The following is a 15,928-nucleotide window of genomic DNA, read 5'->3' on the forward strand; positions in this document are numbered from 1 at the left end:
GCTTTCGATATGTTTAGAAAACCTACACTACTAGCAGCATCAATAATGACAATAATGGCTGCACCAGTTGCTTTAGCGAAAATGACATCTGAAGAGGTTGATCGCTTAGGTAAAGATTTATCACCAATCGGCGCTGAAGTTGCAGGTAATGCTGATGGCTCAATCCCTGCTTGGACTGGTGGTATAACTAAGCCACCTGCAAACTTTAAGCCTGGTATGCACCACCCAGATCCGTATGCGGACGACAAGATCTTATTTACTATCGATAAGAGCAATCTTGATAAATATAAAGATAACTTGAGCCCTGGCCAGATAGCTTTATTTGAAACGTACCCTGATACGTTTAAGATGAATATCTATCAAACGCGACGCAGTGCGGCTTATCCTCAGTTTGTATACGATGCGACTAAAAAATATGCATCAACGGCTGAGCTGATTGAAGGCGGTAACGGGATTAAAAATACAGCGATTGGTATTCCATTCCCAATTCCAGAAAATGGCTTAGAAGCGATTTGGAATCACTTATTAAGATATCGTGGCTTGTCTATTGCGCGTAACGGTGGTCAGGCAATGCCAACGGCTTCTGGCTCTTATAACATCATTGGCTTTGATGAGAAGCTACTGGTTAAGTATTCAGATCCAAGTGCGACGCCAGAAGAGCTACAAAAATCTAATGTGTTATTTAAGTTCAAGCAAAAGGTAACTGAGCCTGCGCGATTGGCGGGTACAGCATTACTTGTGCACGAAACAATGGACCAAATTTTAACACCACGACAAGCATGGACGTACAACACAGGTCAGCGTCGAGTTCGTCGTGCACCTAACGTTGCATATGATGCACCAGGAACTGCGTCTGATAGCTTACGTACAACAGATGACTTTGACATGTTCAACGGCTCTCCCAACCGTTATAACTGGACGTTAAAAGGCAAAAAAGAGATGTACATTCCGTACAACAGCTATAAATTACATAGCGACTCTTTGAAGTATGAAGATATTTTGAAAGCCGGTCATATTAACCCAGAGCACGTTCGCTATGAAAAGCACCGTGTATGGGTTGTTGAAGCGAACCTTAAAGAGGGAACACGTCACATTTATAAAAAGCGTGTATTCTTCATCGATGAAGATAGCTGGCAAATTCATGTAGCGGACTTGTACGACAACCGTGATCAAATGTACCGCGTTGCGATGGCACACGGTATTAACTATTACGACGTACCGACTCATTGGAGTACACTAGACGTATACCACGACTTAAACTCTCGTCGTTATCTAGCAATCGGCCTAGACAACGAAGAGAAAATGTATGACTTTACACAGTCATTCCAAGACAATGAGTTTACTCAAAGTGCACTTCGTCGAGAGGGAAGACGTTAATATAACGTCTTTCGGGATCAATTAATTTGGTCTTTCTACACTCTATTAAAACTGGACATCAATATGTCCAGTTTTATCCCCCCAGTCATTCACGACATTTTTATTTGAGTATTCATAATGATTAAGAAGTTAATTGCAACCTCGATTGCAGTGTTCGTTATGCAAAGTGAAGCTATTGGCAGCGCCTCAGAAGCGTTAAGAGTTGCACACCCAGAGAAAACCTTGCTAACTGATATTACCAATAGCGGAAAGAAACTTGTTGCCGTAGGGAAGCATGGGACAATAGTGTACAGTGATGATGGTTCAAGTTGGGAGCAAGCGCATGTACCAATCCAATCTCTCTTAACTGCGGTGGAATTTGCATCGGCAAAAAGAGGCTGGGCGTGTGGTCATGACGCTTCGATTTTAAATACCACCGACGGTGGCGTCTCTTGGCAAATCCAACAGTACTTGCCTGATATAGAAAAACCTTGTTTAGATATTGAGTTTGTAGATGATAAGCAAGGTTTCGCAATTGGTGCATATGGCATGATGTATCAAACACAAGATGGCGGTAAAAGCTGGACTAAACGCTTTTTAAACGAGTTTGTACACCCTGATGACGTTGAGTATTTAGCTGAACTAAAGCAAGACGATCCGCAGGCGTATGAAGAAGAAACGCAATTTATTTTACCTCACTTCAATCGAATGCTGATTGACGGCAACGATATTTTTCTTGTTGGTGAGATGGGTCTATTTGCGGTAAGCCGTGATTTAGGTACAACATGGACAAGAATTGACGAATTTTATTCAGGCTCACTGTTTGCTGTAAACAAAAACAAAAAAGAACAGCTTATTGCAGCAGGCTTACGTGGCAACACATTTATTTCTGATAGTAAAGACGTCTCTTTTTCACCTATCAATGTGGAAAAAGCCGCAACGATTAACAGTATTGTTTCAACTGATACTGCACAAATTATGCTGGCGAACAGCGGTTTCGTTTTTACTGTAGAGGGTGAAAATGTGAAAACAAAACAGCTGAAAAACGGTAAATCTATTCTTTCAGGTGTGCTGCACAATGGTCAACTTGTGCTTGCTACAGAAGAGGGTATTCAAACAATCGAGGTTGATCGCTAATGCAGTCTATTTTAAATCAACTAGTGTATGTCGTTTTTAGGCATCGTTTTATGGTTATAGCGCTGTTTGCGCTAGCGACGGTCTTTTTAGGTTATAAGTCTACACATATTCAGCTTGATGCATCTTTCAATAAAAATATACCTTTAAACCATGATTACATGAAGGTGTATTTAAAGCATGAAAAACAATTTGGTGGTGCGAACAGTATTTTAATCTCTGTATGTGATGCAGATGGTGATATTTTTAATCCTGAATTCTTTACGCAGTTAAAAGCGGTTCATGACCAACTTTACTTTATTCCTGGCGTGAATCGTCCATTGGTAAATTCTATTTTTGCACCGAGTGCACGATTTGTAGAAGTCGTTGAAGATGGCTTTGCAGGTGGCCCAATTATTCCTGCGAACTTCACAGCTGATGCAACAGGTCTTGCTGTAGTGAAGCAGAATATTGAAAAAGCCAAAGTGGTTGGCCGCATGGTAGCGAGTGACTATTCTTGTGCCATGGTATCTGCTCAGCTTATGGAGACAGATCCGCAAACACAGCAAAAGTTAGACACGCTCACATTTGCAAAAAAATTAGAGTCGGAGATCCGCGAACCTTTAAGCACAGATAAAGTATCAATTCATATCATTGGTTTTGCCAAGATGGCAGGGGATATTGCTGATGGTGCAAAAGATGTTGTGTTCTTTTTTACAATCGCCATTTTATTCACTTTCATCATGGTTTGGCTATTTTGCAAAAGCTTTAAACTGACATTGTTACCTATTGCCTGTTCGTTAATTGCGGTAGTTTGGCAGTTAGGTTTGCTATCTGTACTTGGCTTTGGTTTAGATCCAATGTCTATTCTTGTGCCATTTTTGGTCTTTGCAATTGGGGTAAGCCATGGTGTGCAAATGATCAACGCCATTGGTAAAAAGGTATCTGAAGGCGTGAGCAGTAAGGTGGCTGCTGAAGCAAGCTTTAAAGCGTTGCTTATTCCGGGCGGTATCGCGCTGTTATCCGATACGATTGGCTTTATGACTTTACTTGCTATTGATATTGGTATTATCAGAGAGCTTGCCATCACAGCAAGCTTAGGTGTGGCTGTTATCATCTTTACGAACCTAATTTTATTGCCTGTCCTTGCTTCTTACTTTAGGTCGTCAAAAATGCATCGCGTTGATGATGGTAAAGCCAAAGCGAATAGTGTGTTCACTAAGCTAAGAGAAAGCCTTGTTTTAGCGACGGATAGACGATATGCCGCGGTTATTTTGCTTGTATCAGCTGGACTGTTTGCATTTGGTTATTGGCAGTCAAAAGACATGCGTATTGGTGATTTACATGCTGGTGCACCGGCGCTGCATGAAGATGCGCGCTATAACCTAGATACTTTTTTAATTTCAGATCGCTATGAGATATCTTCGGATATTTTAAAAGTCTTAGTAGAAGCATACCCAGCGGCATGTACTGAACACGATACCATGGATAGAGTAAGTCGTTTTCAGTGGCGAGTGGAAAACTTAGACGGTGTGCAATCCGCAGTTTCATTGAGTTCTGTAGCACAAGCTGTCAATGCAGGCTACAACGAAGGCAACTTAAAATGGCAAACCTTGCCTAGAAATGGTGCGTCTCTAGTTCAAGCGACTTCTCGCGTGGAAACGAGCACGGGCTTATTGAATGGCGACTGTTCTGTGATGCCGATTATCATCTTTATGGACGATCACAAAGCTGAAACTATTGACCATGTTGTGTCGCAAATTAAACTGTTTGCTCAAGAAGAAGGAACAGACCGTGTAAGCTTCAAGCTCGCATCTGGCCCAATTGGTGTGATGGCAGCAACAAATGAATCTGTCGCTGCTGCACAATTACCAATGATGATCTATGTTTATGGTGCGGTGATTATTTTATGCCTTATCAGCTTTAGAAGTATAAGAGCAACAGTCGCAGTTGTTTTACCTCTGTATATTGTTTCGACCTTGGCGCAAGCGCTGATGGTTAAGCTTGAGATTGGTTTAACCGTATCCACGTTACCTGTGATTGCATTGGGTGTAGGTATTGGTGTCGACTATGGAATTTATATCTTGTCGTCAATGATGAACCAATTAAAGCAGGGCATGCCATTGTCGGCTGCGTATCGCAATGCATTGGCTGAACGAGGAAGCGCTGTATTGTTCACAGGTATTACCTTGGCCATAGGTGTGAGTACGTGGATTTTCTCTGCATTAAAGTTCCAAGTAGACATGGGCATATTGCTCACGTTTATGTTCTTGGTAAATATGTTGGGCGCAGTGCTGTTATTACCTGCGATAGGGACTTTTATCTGGCCAGACCAGAAAAAAAAGTGTGAATAATTGTGCTCTTAAATGGCCTTAATTGGCCATTTATATCTACAATTTGTGAATATATGACCAACTGGCTGAAAAGCCTCAAATGTTTTTGTCAAAAAAGCTTTTTATTAGCGCCAGAAAGGTTAAAATCCTCTGGACTCCACGCTAATAATTGGCTGTACAAATAATCTACCGTTCAAAGGTGGTATAGATTAAGGAACACATAATGACACAAAGTGAAGGTCCAGCATCGGTTATCCTTGATAACGTTTGCAAGTTGATCCAGAAAAAAGTTCATGCCGATAACGTGTCGCTCGTTGAAACATTCGCCAAAGCCTTGTACAGCAACATGTCTAAAGAGGACTTGGCTAATCGTAACGACAGCGACCTGTACGGTGCTGCTCTGAGTCTGTGGAATTCTCTTGAAAAGAATACTTCAGAAGACGCAGTAATCCGTGTATTCAACCCTGAAGTTGCGAAAGATGGCTGGCAATCGTCTCACACGATTGTAGAGATCATTTCAGATGATATGCCATTTTTGGTTGACTCAGTACGTATGGCGTTAAGCCGTAAGAATATTGCTTCGCATCTACTTTTACACTGTCCTCTCAAGATCAACCGTGACCAAGAAGATAAAATCTCAGCTGTTTCAGGTTTAAAAACTGAACAAGAATCTTCATCTACTAAAACTGTTTTCTTTATTGAGATTGACCGTCAAACAGACGAGTCGGTCATTGCTGACTTTACGCAAGAATTAGAATCAGTGTTAAAAGATGTTTCTGTTGCGGTTGAAGACTGGTTACTTATCAGAGATAAGCTGGTTGCAGTTGGTGAAGATATTCCTAATCGCAAACACAGCTCTTCTGAACAAGAACTCAGTGAAGCCGTTGAATTCCTTGATTGGCTTGCGCGTGATAACTTCACGTTCATGGGATACCGTCAGTATGACCTTGTGCCAGTTCAAGGTGACTACGAGCTTAAGCCTGTAGCAGGTTCAAGCTTAGGTCTAATGAAAAACTCTTCTGAAAGTAGTCGTCTGTTATCAGAACTTCCAGAAGTAGCGCGCCTTGAAGCTCGCAGTAAAAACTTATTGATCTTAACCAAGACAAACTCTCAATCTCGCGTTCATCGTCCAGCACACATTGATTATGTTGGTATTAAGCGTTTTGATAAAGAGGGCAATGTGATTGGTGAAGATCGTTTCATCGGTCTTTTCTCTTCAAGTTTTTACAATAACAGTGCTTCTGACGTTCCTGTATTAAAGAGTAAAATTGCGCGCATCATGGAGCAGTGTGATTTTGCTAAAGGAACTCACGCTTACAAAGCAGTGCTTAATATCTTAGAGACGTATCCACGTGACGAGCTAGTGCAGGCTCGTGAATCTGAGTTATTAGATGTTGCAACGGGTGTATTGCAAACCCAAGAGCGTGATATGTGTCGTCTGTTCGTTAGAAGAGACGTATATGGACGTTTCTTCTCTTGTATGGTCTATGTACCGCGTGAGAGATACAATACCGCGCTTCGTCGCGAAACTCAGAAACTGTTAGGCGATGCCTTTGGGTCTAACGAAAAAGTTGAGTTCACTACATTTTTCTCAGAGTCTACATTAGCAAGAACGCATTACATTGTTCGTGTAGCTGACAACAACATTAAGTACAACGTGAAAGAAATCGAAAATAATTTAGTAGAAGCTGCCCGTACTTGGGAAGATAAACTACAAACAGCTTTGCTTGCGGGCGAAGGTGAAGCACGCGGTAACGAGTTAAACCGCAAATATGCAACGGCTTTCCCTCGTGCATATAAAGACGAAGTATTGCCAAGCGCTGCTGTCGTTGACATCTCAAAACTTGAGAAGTTGAGCGATGAGAACAAACTTGAAATGTTGTTCTACCGACCTCAAGAAGAAGCGAATTCACAAATCGTGCGTTTAAGCTTATTCCACAAAGATGAGCCAATTCACCTATCAGACGTGATGCCAATGCTAGAAAACTTTGGCTTACGCGTAATCGGTGAAACTCCGTTTGCTGTTAAGACAAGTGATGGTCAAGTAAATTGGATCATGGACTTCTCTATGCTGTTAGACAGCAAAGGGCTAGCAGATTTTGATAAAGTATCAGCACGTTTCCGCGCTGCACTTATCAACGTTTGGAACAACCGTCTAGAAAATGATGGCTTCAACCGTTTAGTTTTAAAAGCGGGTTCTACGGGCCGTGAAGCATCTATCCTTCGTGCATACGCTAAATATATGCGCCAGATTGGTGTGACTTTCTCACAGTCTTACATCGAAAATACGTTCGAGCATTATCCTCACATCGCAAACCAATTGGTTGAGTTGTTTGAGAAGAAATTCTGCCCACAAACAAAAGTTGCGCAAAAGTCACTTGATAAGCTAGTAGAGAAAATCTACCACGAGTTGGAAAGTGTAGCGAACCTAGATGATGACCGTATTATTCGTCTGTACGTAGCAATGATTGATGCGACGCTAAGAACGAACTTCTACCAAAAAGAAGCGGATGACTCTAACAAATCATACGTTTCATTCAAAATTCAGCCAAGCGCAATTCCTGAAATGCCGTTGCCATTACCTGCATTTGAAATCTTTGTATACTCTCCGCGTATCGAAGGTGTTCACTTACGTGGTGGTAAGGTTGCTCGTGGTGGTTTACGCTGGTCTGACCGTCGCGAAGACTTCCGCACAGAGGTGCTTGGTCTTGTTAAAGCACAGCAGGTTAAAAACACAGTAATCGTCCCTGTTGGCTCTAAAGGCGGCTTCGTATGTAAACAGTTGCCAAATGACCGTGAAGGTTTCTTCCGTGAAGGTCAAGAGTGCTACAAAATTTTCATTCGTGGCCTGTTAGACATCACTGATAACATCATTCACGGTGACATTGTGCCACCTGTAGACGTCGTTCGTCACGATGAAGATGACCCATACTTAGTAGTAGCTGCCGATAAAGGTACAGCGACATTCTCAGATATTGCTAACGGTATTGCTGATGAATACAACTTCTGGCTAGGTGATGCATTTGCATCTGGTGGTTCAATTGGTTACGACCACAAGAAGATGGGTATCACAGCTAAAGGTGCTTGGGAGTCAGTTAAACGTCACTTCCGTGAAATGGATATTGACTGTCAAACAACTGATTTCACAGCCGTTGCTATTGGTGATATGGCAGGTGATGTATTCGGTAATGGTATGTTGTTATCTGAGCACACGCGCTTAGTTGCTGCATTTAACCACATGCACATCTTCATCGATCCAAACCCAGATGCAGTGAGCTCTTACAAAGAGCGTGCACGTATGTTCGAATTACCACGTTCATCGTGGGAAGACTATGATGCAAGCTTAATCTCTCAAGGTGGTGGTATCTTCTCTCGTGCAGCGAAGTCAATCACACTAACGCCAGAGATTAAGAAAATGCTTGGTACTAAAAAAGCAAGCATGACACCAAATGAGTTGATTAAAGCGCTTCTAATGATGCCAGTTGATCTACTTTGGAATGGTGGTATCGGTACTTATATCAAGGCGAAAAACGAAAGTGACGCGGATGTAGGTGACAGAGCGAATGATGCACTACGTATTAATGGCTCTGAGCTTGGTGCTAAGATCTTCGGTGAAGGCGGTAACTTAGGTTCTACCCAACTTGGTCGTATCGAGTTTGCAGCTAAAGGCGGTCGCATTAACACTGACTTTATCGATAATGTTGGTGGTGTTGCGTGTTCAGATAACGAAGTAAACATTAAGATTTTACTTAATGGTCTAGTTGCTGAAGGTGACCTTACGAAGAAACAACGTGACGAATTGCTATATGCAATGACTGACGAGGTGTCTGAGCTTGTACTTGCTGACTGTTACCGTCAAACACATACATTGTCTGTAACTAAGTCAAAAGGTCCTGCGACACTTAAAGAAAAGATCCGCTTCATCCACGCACTTGAAAAAGACGGTAAGCTTGATAGAAACATTGAATTCTTACCAAGTGATGAAGAGCTAGCAGAGCGCGCTGCAGCGGGTCTTGATTTAACTCGTCCAGAGCTTTCTGTTCTAGTTTCTTATTCTAAGATGGTACTAAAAGAAACATTAGTGGTTGATGAAATCACTGAAAACCCTTATTACCGTCAGCTACTAGTAAACTCTTTCCCTGTGCCTCTTCGTGACCGCTTTAACGCAGCAATGGATGAGCACCCGCTGAGAAAAGAGATCATTGCTACTAAGCTTGCTAACAATATCGTAAACGATATGGGCTTGAACTTCATGATACGCATGCATGAAGAAACAGGCGCAACAGAAGCTGAAATAGCACTTTGTTACTCAATTGCATGTGCGACATTCGAGATGTCAGAAACATGGGCTGAAATTTCAGCGCTTGATAACAAGATCCCATCAGCTGTACAAACAGAAATGTTGTATCAGTTACGTCGTACAGTTCGTCGTGTTACGCGTTGGTTCTTACGCCACCGTAACAAAGCACTGAGCATTGAAGAAACAATTGAGTTCTTCGCGCCGACATTTGCAGACTTAAGCGCTAACCTGACAACTTACATGGTTGAAGAAGAAAGTGCGCGTCTTGCTGAGAAAGCAGCTGAGTTAACATCAGAAGGTGTTCCACAAGCATTAGCAGATCGCATCGTATCGCTATCTAGCTTGTTCTCAGTGATGGATCTTGCAGAAGTTGCAAACAACGCGAAGCGTGATATCTCAGTAGTATCTAACACGTACTTCAAGTTAGGTGCAAACATGGGCCTACACTGGTTCCTAGACCAAATCACTGCTCAACCAGTGGCTAACCACTGGCAGGCACTAGCACGTGCTTCATACCGTGAAGAACTAGACTGGCAGCAGCGTGCATTGTCTGAAGTTGTTCTAAACAGCTTTGAAGGAGATGGTGAAGTTGACTCACTTATCAATCAGTGGATGGATAATCAGTCTTCACTTCTACACCGTTGGCAGCAAATGCTAGCGGAGTTTAAGACTTCTCAGAACCATGACTTTGCGAAGTTCTCAGTAGCGTTAAGAGAATTAATGTTACTAAGTCACAACTGTGACACTTCCAAATAAAAATTAACACGTTAAAATACCCCGGCAATTGCTGGGGTATTTTTTTGCCTCAAACTGTTACCAGGAACTTAAGGAGTCTCGATGTTTTACGATTTAGCACGTCGTTATATGTTTAATAAAGATGCGGAATGGGCCCACGATTTTGCTTTAGGCAATTTGCGCCGTTTCAAAAATACCCCATTAAGTCTTGCTTGGTCACAGTCTCTTCCTAAAAAGCCAGTTAACTTTTTAGGCTTAGAATTTGATAACCCAGTGGGATTAGCTGCTGGTTTAGACAAAAATGCTGAATGTATTGATGCATTTGGCCAAATGGGTTTTGGGTTTATTGAAGTAGGTACTGTTACACCTAGGCCTCAAGCTGGAAATGATAAGCCACGTATATTCCGCCTGCCAGAAGCACATGCTGTGATTAACAGAATGGGCTTTAACAATAAAGGCGTAGATAATTTAGTTGCTAACGTAAAAGCTTCAAATTATACCGGGATCCTTGGGATCAACATTGGTAAAAACAAAGATACACCAAACGAGCAGGGCAAAGATGATTACATCCATTGTATGCGCAAAGTTTTTGAACATGCATCATACATCACAGTAAACATCTCTTCACCGAATACGCCTGGCCTTCGTGATCTGCAATATGGTGAAGCGCTAGATGACTTATTACAAAGCCTTAAAAATGAGCAGGTAGACTTAATTGAAAAGCACAAAAAGTCAGTGCCAATGCTTGTTAAAATTGCGCCAGATGTTGATGCTGTGCAATTAACGCAAATCGCTGAATCACTTGTAACTAATCGCATTGACGGCGTCATTGCGACGAATACAACGTTAGCAAGAGACGCAGTACAAGGCTTAGAATTTGCAAATGAAGCTGGCGGTTTATCAGGACGTCCTGTGCGTGAAAAGTCAACGCATGTTGTTCAAGAACTAAAACGCCTTACAGAAGGCAAGCTGCCTATTATTGGTGTGGGTGGGATTGACAGCGCTGAAGCTGCGCAAGAAAAGCTCAACGCAGGCGCAGATCTCGTCCAATTGTACACTGGTTTTATTTACGAAGGACCACAATTGATCAAAAGGATCGTAAATTCTTTATAAGGATCAGTCATATTACAAAATGATCCTAAACAAATTGTTATTATAAATATTTTTACACTTGCAAAAATCGCGATATACTTCGCGTTACTGGATGAATTAATTTAATAGTAACGCGGAGGGCGATTTTGCAAGCATCAAAAGAGTGGCGTTGGCTTCAATGTCGCGCACAAAACCGTTTGCTTGTTGATTTAGGCGACGAGCTTCAACTCTGCACACCTTATCGTCTGCGCCAGCTTACTGCTGATTCTGATTCCAGCCCCACATTTAGTGTCGAAGAAGCTGCATTTTATCAAAACGTATTTGATTACTTGTGTACTTATTCTGTCTGGTCAGAAGCGCAATGTTGCCAGATTGCACTTAATGCCACTGCCGCTAAATTTCATTTATTACCAGTTCAAGCTAAGAGTTGGTTTTTCCAAGCATATATTGGTAATGAAGTTTTGTGTAATGCAGTCATTAGTCTTAAATCTAAAGTTATGACAGGCGAGTGTTTAATCGTTGATCACGAACGCGATGCAAGCTTGTGTATCAACCTGACCGCGAATTTCCAGCTAGATGAAAATATTAGTTTAGAGCAGTTTCAGGCCATCAAGGTTTTAAACGATCGCATTCACCCTGTATTGGCGAGTAATAAAGTCAGTAGAAGGGCTTAATCCAATCCCAGTCTGTACATAGCTGTGTTATACTCGCGTCAATTGAAATTACAGGGTTATCACATTGCAGTTTATTGCGCTTACATCGATTGGCATCGAAAATCTACTAGTCGAAGAACTTCAATCTTTCGAAATTAAAGTTACTAAGCAAAGCATTGGTTCGGTTCGCTTTGAAGCCGACAATCTTACCGCTCAGAAATTTTGTATGATGACGCGATACTCAACGCGCGTTATGTTATTAATTGATGAGCATGAAGATATTAAAAATAAAGATGACCTGTATAAGTTTGCTCGTTTCCAAGGCTGGCAAGAGTGGTTTGGCCCGTCACAGACCTTTGCTGTTGAGTTTAATGGCACGAATAAAGAATTAAAAAATACGCAGTTCTCGGGTTTGGTCATTAAAGATGCCGTTGTTGATTATTTCCAAGATCTTTATGAGCAACGTCCATCCGTAGATAAACAAGACGCTAATGTTCGAATTATTGCTAAGCTTAATAAGCAAAAAATTGCACTATATCTTGATTATTCAGGTCCAAGATTGTCTGACCGTGGCTATAGAACCAAACAGGGTAAAGCCCCAATTCGTGAACACCTAGCTGCAGCGCTTGTTACTCGAAGTGGCTGGCTGAATGATACATCAAAGCCTTTGTTTGACCCTTGTTGTGGCTCTGGAACATTGTTAATTGAAGCCGCGAGTATGGCTTTAAAGCTGCCAACAAACTTGCATAAAGCATTTGCTTTTAAGCGTCTACCGAGCTTTAGAGAAGCCAAATTCAAAGAAATCCAAAAAGAGCTTAAAGCGGAAAAAGTCGATTCTAAATTGTGGCTAATTGGCCATGATATTGATGGAAGAGTGTTAGACACAGCTAAGTCTAATGCAAACCGTGCAGGTGTTGGCGAACTAATCCAATTTAAAGAAGCGGATGCGGGCAAGTTGCAGTCTGTCGCAAAGCGCCCAGGTACAATTCTAAGTAACTTACCGTATGGTGAGCGCTTGGGGTCAATGGCTGAATTGATTAACCTATATCGTAATATGGGTGTGAGCTTCAAAAAGCATTATCGCGATTGGAACGCTGCACTGCTTGGTACTGACGATGAGTTATTTAGATTATTTAAGCTAGCGTCTAAAAAGCGTTATAAGTTCAAGAATGGTCCAATCGATGTCACCTTGTATATGTATGAGCTGAATGAAAAGCAAGTTGCGCAGAACCAACAAGCTTCAGAACTGCATTTTGAGCAATCTCGTGCATTTGCTAACAGGCTTAAAAAGAATAAGCAGGGCCTAAAAAGTTGGTTGAAAAAAGAGTCTGTTGAGGCTTATCGTTTGTATGATGCTGATATCCCTGAATATAACGTCGCTGTAGATGTATATGGTGACAACGCCGTTATCTTTGAATACGCAGCACCAAAAGAAATCAACACCGACGTTGCGGATAAACGTTTACAAGATGTGATTTCTTTAACTGCCGAAACTCTAGATATTTCGCCGAGCAACTTAGCGGTTAAGGTACGAAAAAAACAGCGTGGTGATGAGCAATATACTTCATATGAGAAGCAAAATCGTTATCAAGTTATTGAAGAGTTCGGTGCAAAATTTAAAGTTAATTTGTATGACTATTTAGATACGGGTCTGTTTTTAGATCACCGTCTTGCACGTCGATTTATCCAACAAAACTCAAAAGACAAACGCGTTTTAAACCTGTTTGCTTATACGGGCTCTGCGTCAGTTCACGCAGCACTCGGCGGTGCAAAGTCGGTTACTACTGTTGATATGTCAAAAACTTACCTTAAATGGGCTGAAGAAAACTTTGCACTTAATAACCTTAAAAATCCACGTTTTAGATTCGAGCAAGCGGATTGTTTGAAATGGTTAGAACATGCTAAGGGTCAATACGATTTAATTTTCTTAGATCCGCCTACCTTTTCAAACTCAAAGAGAATGAAAAACGTGTTTGATGTTCAACGTGACCATATCCAATTATTAACTTGGGTGAAGAACATTCTAAGTCCTGATGGCGTGCTACTGTTCTCTAATAACAAGCGCGGTTTTAAAATGGATGAAGTTGCACTGATGGGGTTGGGCTTGAAAGCGGAAAATATCTCAACGGAAACATTATCTCCAGACTTTAAACGCAATAAACAGATCCACAATAGCTGGCTTATTACACATGGCTAAAGTGGTTTTATATCACACTGATGGATGTCATTTATGTGAACAGGCACACGATTATGCTGTGTCTGTGCTTTCAAGCGGTGACATTCACCTTCAAGATATCTTGGATGATGAAAGTTTGATGTCGCAATTTCAAACTTCTATTCCAGTAATTAAAAATATAAAAACAGGTAAATTGCTCTACTGGCCATTTACCCAACAACAAATTCAAGAGTTAATACAAGAAGATGGATTTAATTAGAATTGCTAAAGCACAACTTGCTTTTGGTTCTCATCCGCTACTAGACAATGCAGATGCCTTGATTGAAGCCGGTGAGCGGGTCTGTATTGTTGGTAGAAACGGTGCTGGTAAGTCAACCTTACTGAAAGTACTTGATGGGCAGGTGTTATTAGATGATGGTGAAATAAACCGTCTTACAGGTCTTAAAGTATCACGCCTTGAACAGGATCCACCAAAAGGGGCGCAGGGCAGTGTCTTTGATTACGTGGCTCAAGGTTTACCGGATGTCGCGAGTCTTTTAATTGAATATAACCATGTCAGCGAAGCGCTCCAAACAGACCAATCTAACAGTTTGTTGAATAAGCTTGAACGGTTATCAGCTGAAATTGAAGCAGCAGATGCGTGGCGTTTTGAAAGCCGAATTAATTTGGTTCTAAGCCAGCTTCAGTTGACCGCGCAAATGCGCCTTGAAAAGCTTTCAGGTGGTTGGCTGAGAAAGGTTGCGCTAGCCAAAGCGCTTGTCAGTGACCCAGACCTATTACTACTTGATGAACCGACTAACCACTTGGACATGGCAAGTGTGGAATGGTTAGAGTCATTTTTGAAAGATTTCAAAGGTGGCATCGTGTTTATTTCTCACGATCGTGCGTTCATTAGAGCAGTAGCGACACGTATTTTAGATTTAGATAGAGGTAAGCTGGTTTCATACCCTGGTAACTATGCTAAGTATCTCGAGCAAAAAGCCCATGATTTAAAAGTCGAAGAGGCTCAAAATGCGTTGTTTGATAAAAAACTCGCTGAAGAAGAGACTTGGATAAGGCAGGGGATCAAAGCGCGTAGAACACGTAATGAAGGTCGTGTTCGTGCGTTAAAAGCGCTACGTGTTGAGCGAAAGCAGCGTATTGAGCAAGTGGGTAAAGCGGACTTTAACATTGAATCTGCTGAGCGCTCTGGCAAGTTAGTTTTTGAAGCAAACTTTGTAAATCATGCATTTAAAGACAAGCCAATTGTGAAAGACTTTTCTACATTGGTGATGCGCGGAGATAGAGTCGGTTTAGTAGGCCCGAATGGCATTGGTAAAACAACGTTATTAAAGCTACTTTTTGGTAAATTATCAGCAGACAGCGGAAAAATTAAACAAGGTGTTAATTTAGAAGTTGCTTATTTTGATCAGTATCGAGAAAAACTTGATGAAGAAATGACTGTTCAAGATAACGTTGCTGAAGGTAAGCAAGAAGTATCTATCGGTGGTCGAAGCCGACACGTATTAGGCTACTTGCAAGACTTCTTATTTCCACCAGCACGTGCTCGTACGCCTGTTAAGGCGTTATCCGGTGGTGAGAAAAACCGACTGCTCTTAGCTAAGCTGTTTTTAAAGCCGTCAAATGTATTGGTGCTTGATGAGCCAACCAATGATTTGGATATCGAAACGTTAGAACTGTTAGAGGAAATCATTACTCAATATCAAGGCACAATATTAATTGTTAGCCACGATAGGGAGTTTATTGATAACACTTGTAATAGTGTTTGGGCTTTTGAAGGCGATGGTGTTGTGACTGAGATTGTTGGTGGTTACAGCGATTTTGAGGCGTATCGAGATAACAAACTTGCTCAACAAAAAGAGCTTGAAAAGTTAGACAAAGAAAAGTCTGCTGCCACACCCGCTAAACGCGATACAAGCAAAAACAAATCTAGCAAGCTCAGTTACAAATTAAAACTTGAATTAGAGGCCTTGCCGGGTAAAGTAGAGGAACTTGAAACCGCGCTAGAAAATCAGCAAGAGTTAGTGAACTCGCCTGAATTTTTTAAACAAGAATCTGATGTAACACAACAAGCATTGAACCAACTGGCGGAACTGGAGTCCAAGCTCGAAGCCGCGTATGAACGTTGGGAAGAATTAGAAGCTTTACAGAATCAGCAGTAAGGATTGAA

9 protein-coding genes are annotated in these 15,928 nt (G+C 41.6%); all 9 read left to right on the forward strand.

Annotated elements, in window-relative coordinates:
• Positions 1-9 precede the first annotated feature (9 nt).
• The 9 genes from AC2CZC_RS16150 to uup all read left to right on the forward strand — a co-directional run bounded on the left by AC2CZC_RS16150 (position 10) and on the right by uup (position 15,920).
• Entirely contained in the window at positions 10-1,377 is a 1,368-nt protein-coding gene (locus AC2CZC_RS16150) for a DUF1329 domain-containing protein (RefSeq protein ID WP_484582574.1), read from the forward strand.
• A gap of 117 nt (positions 1,378-1,494) precedes the next feature.
• Positions 1,495-2,493, forward strand: coding sequence for a YCF48-related protein (locus AC2CZC_RS16155; RefSeq protein WP_484582575.1), 999 nt, complete (start codon positions 1,495-1,497; stop codon positions 2,491-2,493).
• Positions 2,493-4,823 carry an efflux RND transporter permease subunit gene (locus AC2CZC_RS16160; protein WP_484582576.1) on the forward strand — a complete coding sequence of 777 codons (2,331 nt, stop codon included), beginning with the start codon at positions 2,493-2,495 and terminating at the stop codon, positions 4,821-4,823. Before AC2CZC_RS16155 ends, AC2CZC_RS16160 begins: the two co-directional genes overlap by 1 nt.
• 202 nt (positions 4,824-5,025) lie before the next feature.
• A complete protein-coding gene (locus AC2CZC_RS16165) occupies positions 5,026-9,858 on the forward strand; it encodes an NAD-glutamate dehydrogenase (RefSeq protein WP_484582577.1) in 4,833 nt (1,610 codons plus the stop codon).
• An 81-nt stretch (positions 9,859-9,939) separates the two neighbouring features.
• The gene (gene pyrD, locus AC2CZC_RS16170; RefSeq protein ID WP_063360849.1) at positions 9,940-10,950 is read left to right on the forward strand and encodes a quinone-dependent dihydroorotate dehydrogenase; all 1,011 of its coding nucleotides are present in this window, start codon (positions 9,940-9,942) and stop codon (positions 10,948-10,950) included.
• A gap of 122 nt (positions 10,951-11,072) precedes the next feature.
• Entirely contained in the window at positions 11,073-11,603 is a 531-nt protein-coding gene (locus AC2CZC_RS16175) for a cell division protein ZapC domain-containing protein (protein WP_484584896.1), read from the forward strand.
• Between the two features lie 64 nt (positions 11,604-11,667).
• Positions 11,668-13,779: a bifunctional 23S rRNA (guanine(2069)-N(7))-methyltransferase RlmK/23S rRNA (guanine(2445)-N(2))-methyltransferase RlmL gene (rlmKL, locus tag AC2CZC_RS16180; RefSeq protein WP_484582578.1), complete on the forward strand. Its 2,112-nt coding sequence runs from the start codon at positions 11,668-11,670 to the stop codon at positions 13,777-13,779.
• Positions 13,772-14,017: a glutaredoxin family protein gene (locus tag AC2CZC_RS16185; RefSeq protein WP_484582579.1), complete on the forward strand. Its 246-nt coding sequence runs from the start codon at positions 13,772-13,774 to the stop codon at positions 14,015-14,017. Before rlmKL ends, AC2CZC_RS16185 begins: the two co-directional genes overlap by 8 nt.
• Complete coding sequence (gene uup / locus AC2CZC_RS16190) at positions 14,004-15,920, forward strand: ATP-binding cassette ATPase Uup (RefSeq protein WP_484582580.1); 1,917 nt, start codon at positions 14,004-14,006, stop codon at positions 15,918-15,920. The genes AC2CZC_RS16185 and uup overlap by 14 nt, the downstream gene beginning before the upstream one ends.
• Positions 15,921-15,928 lie beyond the last annotated feature (8 nt).

The sequence above is a fragment of the Pseudoalteromonas sp. MMG033 genome (genome assembly GCF_057197785.1).

Excerpts from the sequence above, each read along its gene's own strand:
- AC2CZC_RS16150 (WP_484582574.1), top strand. The coding sequence starts at position 10 with ATGTTTAGAAAACCTACACTACTAGCAGCATCAATAATGACAATAATG.
- AC2CZC_RS16155 (WP_484582575.1), top strand. The coding sequence starts at position 1,495 with ATGATTAAGAAGTTAATTGCAACCTCGATTGCAGTGTTCGTTATGCAA.
- AC2CZC_RS16160 (WP_484582576.1), top strand. The coding sequence starts at position 2,493 with ATGCAGTCTATTTTAAATCAACTAGTGTATGTCGTTTTTAGGCATCGT.
- AC2CZC_RS16165 (WP_484582577.1), top strand. The coding sequence starts at position 5,026 with ATGACACAAAGTGAAGGTCCAGCATCGGTTATCCTTGATAACGTTTGC.
- pyrD (WP_063360849.1), top strand. The coding sequence starts at position 9,940 with ATGTTTTACGATTTAGCACGTCGTTATATGTTTAATAAAGATGCGGAA.
- AC2CZC_RS16185 (WP_484582579.1), top strand. The coding sequence starts at position 13,772 with ATGGCTAAAGTGGTTTTATATCACACTGATGGATGTCATTTATGTGAA.
- uup (WP_484582580.1), top strand. The coding sequence starts at position 14,004 with ATGGATTTAATTAGAATTGCTAAAGCACAACTTGCTTTTGGTTCTCAT.